Origin of the sequence: Tamlana sp. 2_MG-2023 (genome assembly GCF_030548465.1) — a bacterium.
Taxonomy (GTDB): Bacteria; Bacteroidota; Bacteroidia; order Flavobacteriales; family Flavobacteriaceae; genus Pseudotamlana.
The window spans coordinates 1-12504 of sequence record NZ_JAUOSF010000024.1 but is presented as its reverse complement, the minus strand read 5'-3'; the positions used below and the strand labels follow the sequence as shown (position 1 = coordinate 12504).

Annotated in this window: 11 protein-coding genes; all 11 read right to left on the bottom strand. The window is 29.3% G+C overall.

Annotation, left to right across the window (positions count from 1 at the left end):
* Positions 1–65: 65 nt before the first annotated feature.
* Positions 66–662: a hypothetical protein gene (locus tag Q4566_RS16750; protein ID WP_303423678.1), complete on the bottom strand. Its 597-nt coding sequence runs from the start codon at positions 660–662 to the stop codon at positions 66–68.
* Between the two features lie 1191 nt (positions 663–1853).
* A complete protein-coding gene (locus tag Q4566_RS16745; RefSeq protein ID WP_303423676.1) occupies positions 1854–4334 on the bottom strand; it encodes an FG-GAP-like repeat-containing protein in 2481 nt (826 codons plus the stop codon).
* 175 nt (positions 4335–4509) lie between these two features.
* Entirely contained in the window at positions 4510–5247 is a 738-nt protein-coding gene (locus Q4566_RS16740) for a DUF3667 domain-containing protein (RefSeq protein WP_303423674.1), read from the bottom strand.
* 304 nt (positions 5248–5551) lie between these two features.
* On the bottom strand, positions 5552–6475 hold the full coding sequence (locus Q4566_RS16735) for a hypothetical protein (protein ID WP_303423672.1): 924 nt from the start codon (positions 6473–6475) through the stop codon (positions 5552–5554).
* A gap of 765 nt (positions 6476–7240) precedes the next feature.
* The gene (locus Q4566_RS16730; RefSeq protein ID WP_303423670.1) at positions 7241–7690 is read right to left on the bottom strand and encodes a DUF1569 domain-containing protein; all 450 of its coding nucleotides are present in this window, start codon (positions 7688–7690) and stop codon (positions 7241–7243) included.
* 229 nt (positions 7691–7919) lie between these two features.
* Positions 7920–8627 (bottom strand): class I SAM-dependent methyltransferase, encoded by a 708-nt coding sequence (locus Q4566_RS16725; protein WP_303423668.1) that lies wholly within the window; start codon positions 8625–8627, stop codon positions 7920–7922.
* Positions 8628–8637: 10 nt separating this feature from the next.
* Positions 8638–9378: an SDR family NAD(P)-dependent oxidoreductase gene (locus tag Q4566_RS16720; protein ID WP_303423666.1), complete on the bottom strand. Its 741-nt coding sequence runs from the start codon at positions 9376–9378 to the stop codon at positions 8638–8640.
* A 71-nt stretch (positions 9379–9449) separates the two neighbouring features.
* Positions 9450–10016 (bottom strand): Crp/Fnr family transcriptional regulator, encoded by a 567-nt coding sequence (locus Q4566_RS16715; RefSeq protein WP_303423664.1) that lies wholly within the window; start codon positions 10014–10016, stop codon positions 9450–9452.
* Between the two features lie 158 nt (positions 10017–10174).
* A complete protein-coding gene (locus Q4566_RS16710; protein ID WP_303423662.1) occupies positions 10175–11020 on the bottom strand; it encodes a tetratricopeptide repeat protein in 846 nt (281 codons plus the stop codon).
* Positions 11021–11087: 67 nt separating this feature from the next.
* Positions 11088–11234 (bottom strand): integrase core domain-containing protein, encoded by a 147-nt coding sequence (locus Q4566_RS17080; protein WP_368506613.1) that lies wholly within the window; start codon positions 11232–11234, stop codon positions 11088–11090.
* Between the two features lie 437 nt (positions 11235–11671).
* Positions 11672–12504, bottom strand: an 833-nt coding sequence (locus Q4566_RS16705; protein ID WP_303423660.1) for a hypothetical protein, incomplete at its 5' end; no start/stop codon positions are given.

The window sequence follows — 12504 nt, the reverse complement described above, 5'->3', positions numbered from 1 at the left end:
TCATAATACTGTTCAAATTTAAAAATTATTATTCTACTTTTAAACAGTTCGATTTTAGGGGAAGCTTACACTATAACTCGGTGGTCTACATAAGCATTAGCCGCATTTTTTGAAAGTGAAAATTGGTTCATAAGGTATTTTGCTTTTTTCTCTTCGTTTTTAGTTGTTACCTCATCTTTTAAAATAAATTGGATTTCTGTTGTTCTTGGTATTTTAACACTCAAATAACCGTTAAAAGCAAACGGATCAACATTTTCAGTATTAAAAAGTAATGTTTCGTAACTTAAATTTAAATAGGTGAAGTTTTCATCTCCCTTGGCTTTAAAGCCTAAGTAATAATTATCATCTTCTGAATGTAAACCTCGTCTATAAAAATTAACGGTAATACTGTCTTTAATAATCTCAGAATAATCTTCGGTAACATGGAAGCCTTCAACCTCATAACCAATATCATCTATATAAATAACTGTTTCTCTACCAGTATCAAATTTACCGTGTGTTCCTTCTTTTAATATAATGTTGTACGTATTGTCTTCTTTAAAATGAAATTCTGCACCACGCGTACTAGGTGAACCGTAATATATGGTCTCTTCTTGGGCGTTAGCAAAGAAAATAGTAAAGAAAAAAAGTAAAAGAGGTATTTGTTTATTAATTAATGGCATAGTTAGGATAGTTTGATTTATGTACTACAACGGTTTCATGTAAGGTGCGTTGCGACTAAAAAAGTAGGATTTCCGTTTGGAAATCCGAAGTTGGATAGAAGTACAGCACATTAACTTAACGCTAAAGTAAGCAATGAATTTTACATTTTGTTAGCCCACGTTTAGTTTATTCAGGTTTAGATTCGCAATATTAATCACATTTTTAACTGATTTTGCTTCGCAATTAGATTTGCCGTTTAGATTTTTAATCTGTCACAACAGTTTCGTTTTGCCATTATCCAAAACCGTTTGAGTAATCAGAGTTTTAAATACTAATTTTTAACAAACTAACATGCCGTCCAGCTAATCAGTCCGTCGCAACAGTTTCGTATTGTTAGGCTCAGAAATCGGTTGAGTAATATTGGTTTTAAACCACAAATTTTATACGAACTAACATGCCGTCCAGCTAATCAGTCCGTCGCAACAGTTGCGTATTGTCTGGGTCAGAAATCGGTTGAGTGAGTATAATCCGTTACGCTATATTTTAAAGTTCTGTTTTCGCTTCGCTTCCAGGAGTTAATAGTTATTTAATTTTTTTGTTAAAATTAAATTTTTAGAGAAAGAAATTAAGGAATCTATGATAAGAATAGAGTAGGAGTTTGGAAAAAGTATTTAAGGGACTAAATTTTGATGAGCCGAGTAAAAATGTGGGCTAACAATAACATAAAGAACACATGCCCTTTATCCACCAAATATAAACATATGTTATATGTCTTACCTATAAAAGAAGCAATTTCCTTCAAAATGTAGGCGGTCAAGTTTTAGTTTGGTTTGGGCGTGCTTCGGTAAAGGTTGTATTTAAAAAATATTGGGTGCAGAGCGCTTAACAAAACGTCTTGTTTTGAATAGATTTATACAAAACTTATAAATATACAGTGATGATAGATATAGCTCTAAGGTTTTCTTCTTTCATTAGGCTGTTGTAGAACATTTTTAATGAGATATTAGGAAGGAAGTGTTTACCTCTTACTTTCGGAAAAACAAGCCTATTTATAGAATTGGTTAGATTTTTCGTAAGTAGGCTAGAACCAGGTAATTAGTTGCACACGGCTTAAGTTAGCATTTTAAACTGATTTCGTTCTTCAGAGTTTTTCTCCTTAGCATAAGTTAATGCTTTTAATTTTCATTGTAAGGTTCTTTATTTAATTTGAGCTATTTTACGATTAATTTTGTGAAATATTTATTCTTTGTTTTGTCTTTAGCTGTTATATAATATAATCCTTTTGATAGGAAATCAATTTTTAATTTATTTGTATTTAGCTTGTTCGTGTTTGTGTAAACTTTTTTACCAAGGGAATTGTATATTTCAATTTTGGATAATTTTAAGGTTGTATCCCAAGAAATAAAATGATTGCTAGGGTTTGGGAAAATTTTAAAAGTCTCTTTATTAGAAATGAATTTTTTTGTAGATAATGTTGTGTCGTTTAAAAAGTACTTTATGCTATTAGAAAAATAATAACTAGATACAATATCTAATTTTCCATCATTATTTAGGTCTCCTAAAGCTGCATTTTTATCTAAACTTTGTGTAGTTCCTAAACTTTCAATATTAACAGCGTTTTCAAATAGGTTTCCATTATTAAGGTAGTAAAATATTCTTTCATCATAAGGTGAATAATACTCGTAAGAAGTACCTATTATATCCAAATAATTGTCATTATTGATGTCTGCCAATACTACGGATTGAAGGCTTTGTACATCTATTTTAATTTGCTCGAAAGTTAGCCCTGTTTCATTAGGAGTAGTATTTCTAAAAAGATTAAAATCAGAGTTAGAGTAATCATTATCACCAGAAGCAACAATGTCTAATGTGCCATTATTATCTACATCTCCAAGATCAATATCATCGCAAGCAATTGAATTTGCGATGGTATGTTTTTCAAAATTTTCTGTACCATCATTTTCTAGCCAAATGAGACTTGAGTTATCTCTTTCTCCAACAACAATATCATTATCGCCATCTGCATCCATGTCTCCACATTTAAAGGAATACGCTTTGTAGTTGCTGTTTGTGGCAGTGTAAGCCGGTTTTATTGGTAGGAAATTAAAGTTTTGATCATTAAAAAGTACACTTATTGGGTTTGTTCCAGCTTTATGAGATAATACAATATCTATTAAATTATCGTCATTAATATCACTTAATTCAATATGTATTACACCTTCGTTTATGTCTATATTCTTTATGAGTTCAAAATGAATACCATCTTTATTTTTATAAATTTCTATAGCATTTGTAGCACTTACTATAATATCTATAAAACCATCAGAATTAAAATCTGTAAATTGTAAATCGGTAATAAAATCAGTAATGTTTTCTGATATTAATATCTGAGAAGAAAAAGTATTGCTCCCCTGGTTTTTGTTCCAAATAACAGATTGAAAACCAGATACAATATCATTTTTACCATCATTATCTAAATCGACAATTTTTACTACGTTTGCTGGACTTAAATAAAAATCAATAATCGTTTCTTTATAACTATTTTCTGTACTGTTATATTTGAAGCTTGCTATTTTTTGATTTTTAGAATCGTTGTTATTATAAGAGGCTGTAATTATTTCCAAATCTCCATCGTTTTCTAAATCTTCTATTAGTAGATATTTTACATTTTTAACACTAGAAGAAATCTCTTTTAAGTCAGTAAAAGTACCGTCTTCATTTTGCTGAAACCAACCAAGTATGTCATTATAATATTTTGTGGTGGCTATAATATCTTTAAAGCCATCTTTATTTAAATCTACTATTTTAAAATTTATAAAATCTTCTACGGTGTTACCTATTATTTGTTTTTCGTAAGAAAAAGAGTTTCCATTTTCATTTAATTGATAGCTGATATTATCGTCATAATTTGAAATAAGAAAAACGTCTAAAAAACCATCTTTATCAATGTCTAAAAAATCGAAATCAAAACCATCACCAGAACCGCCTGCTAAATATAATTTTTCACCAAAATTTTCACCATCAATATTTTTCACCCAAGAAATAACGCCAGACTCATTTCCACTAATAATGTCTAAAAAACCATTATTGTCTAAATCTGCTAATTTAATTTTTGTTACTCCGTAACTAGTATTGAATAAAATTCTTTTAGAAGTAAAATTGTTGTTTCCCTCATTAGTAAGTAAGCTTACGTTATCATCATTATTAGAGCCAACAATTAAATCGATATCTCCATCTTTATCAATATCTTCTGCAAGAATGGCAGATGGTTTGTCTATCGTTTTGTCAATAATAATTTTTGAAGAAAAATTGTAGTTGCCTAAGTTTTTATACCAATAAACGATGTCGGTATCACTATTGGTAACAATAATATCTGTAAAACCATCTTTATTTAAATCTTTACAAATAATGTCGAACTCAGAGTAATGAGACCTATCTGCATCAAATTCTAAAACTTCTCTTTGATAGTGCTGTATGTTTCCGTTTATGTTTTTATAGAAAACAATTTTATTATCATAATAAGAACCTACGATAATGTCTAAAAAACCATTATTATTTAAATCTGCGGATGCTAATGCAGAAACATTACTAGAAAACGTTGTTTTGTCTATTAAAGTTTGTCCATCTGTAAAGTTTACTTGAGACAAGGAAAGGTTAGAAATAAAAAAAATGAATAAGGTAACTTTTTTCATGTTGTATTTTTTTCAAAGATATTATTTTGGTTAATGAATGGCAACGGTCTCGGCTATGAGTAGTGTCATGGGTTAGCATTTAACTTTGCAAGTACACACCAAGCTGAAAAAATCCGTAAGATTTTTCGTAAGCAGGCGAGAACAAGCAATTACTTATTGCTATTTCGTTGTTTTATTAAGTTTTTGATATTAAATCAATTCCCAATCCTATAATTACAGCTATAAAATAGAAAGATATCATTCCAAGTATATAAGATAATAATCCTTTTAAATAGCTCACTTTTTTCTTTTTATTAAAGAATTGTCCTATTGCCCAAGATGTATAAATAAATCCTAAAATAGCTCCTATTTGTAATACTTTGATTTTAGTAATGCTCTCCAAAACCCCAAATGTCGTATAGATTAACATTCCTACACCCATAACAAAACACAAGAGAATAATAATTTCAAAAAAATTGTATTTGTGTTTTCTAAAGAAAAGTTTAATCCACCCAGCAATGAAAACAGCCATTAAAATATTAGCATACCCATAGTTCTTCTGTATCCATCCAAAAATATTATTTACAAATGAATCACCAAATCCACCAGCACTCACATAACCATCTTCGAATTTTAGAAATTGTTGAGCTACGGTATAAATTAAAGAACAAACAATTATAAATATTATTGGTTTTACAAGTCTATTTCTATCATTATGAATGAAAGTTTGAACATTATTTCCAGGTCTAACAATTAACTCTTTAATAGTATAAAAAATTCCCTTATCAAAATTTAAAATGCTTACTATTTCTGATAGAATATAGCTTCCATCAATTCTTCTTAGAGTTTTTGGACTACCACATTTAGGGCAAAAATCATCTGTTAATTCCGCTTCGCAATTTCTGCATTTATCCAAATCACTTTCTTGATTCATTTTTTTATTAATTCTGTTTTTAACCTGAAACCATTGGCCATGTTATTTTCTTAATTATAGCATATATAATGAATTCAGCTATAATACCAAGAAGGACATTTGTTTACTTTTTTCGATTGATCTTTAATTTCTTTTTTCTTTATGAGCTCGTTCCACAATGAATGGCAATGTTTACCTATATGAGATGTGGTGTGTTACGGCACGAACCTATCCAAATAAAAACTGGCTTTGGAAAATCCGCAGAATTTTCCAAGTGTGGACTGACCAAACCATAGCTTATAGGATACTGTGTTTTAAACAGTTTTTATTTGTTCAACATCCAGTTTATTAATTCCTTTCTATCAATTATAGACCAACTATGTGGATGTCTTTCTCCATTAGCTCGATACCCCTTATTTTTTGTTGGAATATATTCAACATTCTTAAATTCCAATTCATTCAATGATTCGGCAAGTTTTTTAATATGGTATGCGTTCATTTCTTTATACTCGGCCATTGTATTTGTCTTCCACCAAAGTGTATCTGGTTCAGTATAAAGTCTGATTTTGGTGTTTTTAAGATTTTTAATATTGAAAATATTGTTTGTTTTTGAAGTATAAACAGAATATAGTTCATATTTAGAAATATCGTTTTTTGGATTCCCAAATTGTTTATCTAAAGTTTCAACTAGCCATTTGCTTTCTTCCTTTGTAGAATTTGAAAAATTACGTTCATTATTTTTTTCAGCAGTATTATATAATTCTGCTAAATCTATAGGTGAATCTCCTATAAAAACACCTTTTGGAATTATATTAGAATCGTCATTAGTCATAAAATTACTGATTAATAAAGCAACAGTTCCACCACTTGAAAACCCGCCTATGTAAATATTATCCGTTGGTAATTGATTCGTTTTAAAAATGTTTTCAAGCTTTTCAGATAATTGTAATAATTCGTTTTTTTCGAGCCACAGTTTTCGATTGTAGTTCATATATAAAACAGAAATATTATTGTTTTTTGCGATTTCAAGTATTTTAAATTCTCTTTTTATGTCTTCAGCATTTTCTGGAAAACCACCAAAAAGGACTAAAACAGCTTTTATGTTTGTAGTAGATTTATTTAATACATAGTCATCTTTTATTATTTCTTGATATTCAGTTTTTACTGAATTAGCTGTTTTTTCATTCTCATTGTTTTTACAAGAAAAACTAAAAGTTAATATAAATAATACTACTAAAATTCTATTCATAAATCTGTGGTTCAAATGGTTTACAACAATAAAATAAAGAAAGCATATCCTTTTTCCTTCAAATATAAGGATCCTACCTATATATCTCACCTATACACAAAGCAATTTCCTTCGCAAAATATGCAGTCAAGCTTTAGTTTGGTTTGGGCGTGCTTCGGTAAAGGTTGTATTTAAAAAATATAGGGTCCAGAGCGCTTTGCAAAACGTCTTGTTTTGAATAGATTTATACAAAACTTATAAATATACAGTGATGATAGATATATCTCTAAGATATTCTTCTTTCATTAGGCTATTGTAGAACATTTTTAATGAGATATTAGGAAGGAAGTGTTTACCTCTTAACATCGGAAAAACAAGCCTATTTATAGAATTGGTTAGGTTTTTCGTAAGTAGGCTATAGCCAGGTAATTAGTTACACACGGTGTTGCCATTTTGATGTTTTTTCAGCGTTTATATTATTCAATTAAATTCCGCTTTTGAGTGAATTCGGTCAGCGTTTTAATTCGTTAATATTTTCAATTCCGTTTGAGAGAGCAATTCCGCAAACGAGCTAAAAAATCCAACGTTATTTTAATTTTGCGTTTGAGTGAGAATTTGGAACTATTAGTTAATTTTCTTTTTTTTGAAATAACCATAAAATATTTCAATGGCAAGTGCTGTCCAAATTAACCTATAGACCCAAAAATTCATTTTAAGCCCAAAAATTTGTTCAGATAGTTGATTACCCCAAAAACTGTAGAGGACATTTGATGCCGCTAATTATTATCATACTCCGAATTGCCTTAAATGATGGTCAGTATGTTTGTAAACCAATATTCCGATTTGTTCCTTGGTCATTTTACCGAAAAAATCGTGGATAAAGCCTGGATTGTTAAAAAACTCATAATCCTTTATTAATGAAACCCAATCAGATTTTTCAGATTCGATATCCCCAGTTTCCTTTACTTTAAACTGGTCGGAAGTTGGAATGTTTTTGTCAAAAGGCTTTTCATCTCTTATCATCTTCTTCAAAGCTATTTTTCCAAATATTTTACCCAAAAAAGCTTGTTTGTATGTGTGATTTCCTTTCCCAAGAACCCACTTGTTCCAATAAGTACTATGTTTAAGCATTTGATTAACATTCATTTTACCCCATTCAGCTATATTGTCCCCGCTGATTTTGTCAATTCTTTCAATTAGTTTTTCTCTAATATTCTTGTCAAAAATTGTTTTCATTTGTTCAATTCATTTGGGCTAAATTTCCTGATTAAGTCTAATTTAAAATTGTTTTATGATAAAAAACTGACTCTGGCTTTAGCTTGTTGGACAACGGTTGGGGTATGTTTAGTTTCGACAATTTAGCACTTAACTTTTTAAGCACAAAACTAACTTTGGGAAAATCAACAATTTCCCCAAAGTAGCACGAACCAAAGCAATTAAGTATAGCCGTTGTTGTGTGTAGGTTTTATTTAATGCCTCCAAAAGCACCAAAACACATATTCTTATGCAAAACTTCAGTCGTTTTGAAACCTACTTTTTTCATTAATTCTAACTGATAAGTCATTGATCTAGGTGAATCTTCTTTTTCTACATAATCTAGAACGTTTTTTCTGTATTCCTTTCCGCTTATACTTTCTAGATAATCACCATAACGCTCCCAAATATACTCATTAACAGCATTGGTTTCTTGAGTTATTAAATCTGAAATCATTAAACAACCTCCTGGTTTAAGTAAGCGGTATAGTTTAGTAAATGTTGTTTCCCAGTCATTGTCATCTCGCAAATGATGCAATACTGCTCCAGCCAATATAATGTCAAAACTATTTTCTTTCAAATCTACTTCTCTAATATCTCCTTGAATGGTTTTCACCTTGTTATTTGTTTTGGCAGAAACTCTTTCCATTGCTTTATCTAACATAGGTTTGCTCAAATCAACCAAAGTACAGTTTAGGTCAGCTATTTTAGTTAACATTTTTAAACTATAATTTCCTGCTCCGCAACCTATGTCTAATAAGTTTTCAGCATTAGGTACAATTCTTTTAGAAGTTTCTGTTAAAAGTTCAAGAGATATTTTTGCATCAATTGTAGCTACTTGACCAGTATCTAGATTTGTAAATCTTTCGACATCACTATCAAAGCGTTCTTTTATTTCTTTTATTGTTGATTTTCTCATTGTTTACTTTTTATTCAAAACCTCCTGATACACCTATTTTTTGTCCTGTTATCCAAGAAGAATCATCAGAGGCTAAAAAGACAGCTAATTCTGAAATGTCTTTGGGGTGTCCAATTCTCCCCAATGATGTATTTGCGACTACAAAATTTTCTATATCTGTACCTGCAATTTGATTTCCTTCTGTTTGAGTGGGACCAGGTAAAATTGAATTTACACGAATGTTTTTTGCTCCTAATTCTTTTGATAATGTTTGAGTAATAGAATCTACAGCACTCTTCGTTGCAGAATAGACTACAGACATAGGAGTTGGCTTAACACTAGCGATAGAGCTAATATTTATAATACTAGCACCGTTTTTATTGAAACTCTTTAAAGCCTCTTGAATACAGATTATTGTACTTAAAACATTATTGTTAAATTGATGGTAAAATTCTTTTTCGGTTACAACTTCTATAGGTTCAAAATTGTATACCCCAGCATTATTAACCAGTATATCAAGCTCTCCAAATGCTTTACTAGATTCCTCTAATAGAATTTTAACATCTTCTGAATTTGTGATATTAGCTTTTATAGCTATTGCAGTACCTCCGTTTTCAGTAATCGTTTTCACAACAGATTCAGCTCCGTTTTGGTCTGAAAAATAATTAACGATAACTTTTGCACCTTCCTTAGCCATCGATTTTGCTATTTCAGCTCCAATACCTTTTGAAGCACCTGTAACAATTGCTGTTTTGTTTTTTAATTTGTTCATTATCTAGTTTTATTATTCTGGAATAAAACTAGAGTATAGAGCAAACAAAAAGTTTGCTCTATGGCAAAAAATTAATTTATTGCTCTTATTCTGCTAAGGGTGTATTGTGTAATACCCAAAAAGGATGCAATTTGATTTTGAGGAATACGTTGAATTATTGATGGGTGTCGTTGTATTAATTTCTTGTATTTTGTTTGTGCATCATCCACAAACATTTCGCTTTTTAAGTTATATTTCTCAAGTAATGCTTGTTCTTTAATTAAACTTATTATTTTTGAAAAATTAGCAACTTTGTTTTCAAATAATTTGAAGGAATTGTCTGTTATTGTTACAACAGAACATTTTGTTAACGCTTTTATGTATTCTTTTGAAGGTGTTTTATTAGTGAAACTGTCTATGTCTACAGCAAAATGTCCTTCGGTAGTAAAATATTGTATAAATTCATCTTCATTAGAATTAGTTCTAACCACTTTAAATACACCCTCTAATACGAAACCTAACTTTCGACAAATTTTCCCACGTTCTGAATAAATTTCTCCTTTATTAATAATTTCTAGATGCATATTGTTTTTCATTAAAAGTTGTTCTTCTAATGAAATAGGTAAGACTGAGTTTAATTTTGTTATTAGGATATCCATTTTTGTACTTACACACAACGGATTATGTATATGGTTTGTTGCGTATTTTAAGCACCTAATTTAGTAAACAAAAATTAACGCGAAAAAATTCCGATTGAATTTTCCCAGTAGGCAACAATCAAAGCAATTAATTATACAAGTTGTTGTGCAGTGTTTTTTTAGTTCCACCTTACTTGATAAGGATATCTTTCATAAATAACATTATCTTCATTAATTGTAAACCCTTTCTCTCCATTAATCTTTGCTAATTTTATTAATTTTTGGGCTTCATCTACTTTTCCGATTTTGCTTAAACAGATAGCTTTGTAATATTGTACATCTGAAAATTGAGAATATAATTCAAGAGCTAAATCAAATAGTTCAATAGCTTCTTGATATTTTCCTTGTTCATATTTACTAATCCCATAATAGAATAAATCTACAGGATGTAGCCAATCTTTTCCGTGTTCAGAAAGTTGTTTTTCGTAATCAATTTTAAAAATTTGCTCCGCTTTCTTAAATTCGTTGAGTTGCAAATAGGAAAGAGCAATATGAAAATCGTAAGTATGATCCATCACATAGCTGTAGCCATAACGCTTTTTATAATCTTCAAAATCTTTAATAGCTTCTCTATATGTCTTTGCAAATATGCATTTTATAAAGGCTCTATAATCTTGCCATCGTTGTCTATCATATTGTACTGCCTTGTCAATATATTCCATTCCGATTTCGTACTTACCTTGTTTAAATAAAGGCATTGCTTTTTGTTGCCATAAATAAGCAATAGTAGAATCCTTTTCTAAACCTTTGTCAATTTCAGATTGCCATTCAGTTGAATATAATGGGTATTTCCAAGCTCCTTTTTTTAAATGTTTATTAATTATTGAATCTTGTTTTTGTTGCTTAATTTTTAATTCAGAAACTGTTATAGTTGATTCAATTTTTTCTGATTCATTTCGTTTTTTACAGCTTATTGTAAAAACACTTATTATTGAAAATAGAAACAGTTTTTTGGTTAAGTTCATCGTTTTTCTCAAATGTCTTGTCCTGAAATATGGCTACAGGCTAAAATTGTGCCGATAGCTATCGGGATTAGGCTGATAATTGATATACCATATTAGGTGTTTTATAATCTAAAGATAAGTGTAATCGTACTTCGTTATATAAATTAATGGCATTTTTTGCTGCTCTCTTTGCATGTGCTATGTTATCAAAGGTTTGGTAGAGATAAAACTCAATCTTTTAATATGCCGTTTACACGCTCAGCCATCGCATTTTCGTAGCAATGATTTTCTTTAGTCATACTAATAACTATGTTTTTTCTTTTTAATGTTTGTGTGTTTGCCGGTAGTAAGCTCGGCTAAAATTTTCAGTTTAAAAGGTTCTGAATACTGTCTAATTACTTTGTGTTTTTTGTACATAATTGTGTTAAATTATGTAGCCTTTATTCAGGACGGGTCACTATAAATTACAACGTTTTCGGCTATGCTTAGTACGGGGTTTAGAAATAATTAATTTCCGTTTAAACACTTAGCCAAATTTTTTTATTTTGTTTTATCTTTTTTAGTACTAAAGCCAAATCAAAAGATTTGGCGGACTTTGTAAATACAAACTGACCTTTGGATTAAGCGCCAAAACCCTTATTATTTTTATATATTGTTACCAGCAGTTTGTCTTTAATAATATTCTATTTTTCGTTTAATTAAATCATGCCAAACGCTTTCTATTATACCTCCATTTTTGTCATAAAAATAACGATAATCATCATACGTTTTGTCATCTAAAGTTCTAATTCTAGTGTAGTTTAGAAGTCTTCCTAATCCATCATAACTATAATTTTTAATCCAAAGATATTCTCCAAGTGAAGTGCATTTTATCATTCGGTTGTTTTTGTCATATTCTTGCTGTGAAATATAATATTGTTCTTTTTTATTATTTATGATATCAAATTTTGCTTCTATAATAACATTGTTGTCTTCATTATATTCAAAATCAGTTTGATAAATTCCATTACCATATTCCCCATGCGAAATATTACTAGTTAATTGTCCTGAACTATTGTATTGATAAATTGATTCTAGTATTTCATTAGTTTTTGTATTAGTTAATTTTTCTTTTATGAGTAAAAGTGAATCGTTATAAGTGTATTCAAAAATATAATCATCTACTATAAATTTTGAAAGCAAATTATTTTCATTATACTCGTATAAATGCAAATACAAAATTTTATTTCTTTCTAAATTTACTTTTTTTTCTAAAATTCGGTTACCATTATTGTCATACTCAAAAGTATATTCTAATAGTAGATTGTTTTTTAATTTATTTTCATATTCTTCTAATTCTTTATTTGAAATGTCAGTATTATAAGCAGTAACACCATTGAAATCCGTATTGTATCCAAAATATTGAATATTACTAATTAAATTATTAGTGTTATAGTGTAAGCTTCCCCTAAAATCGAACTGTTTAAAAGTAGAATAATAATTTTTAAATTTGAACAGTATTATGA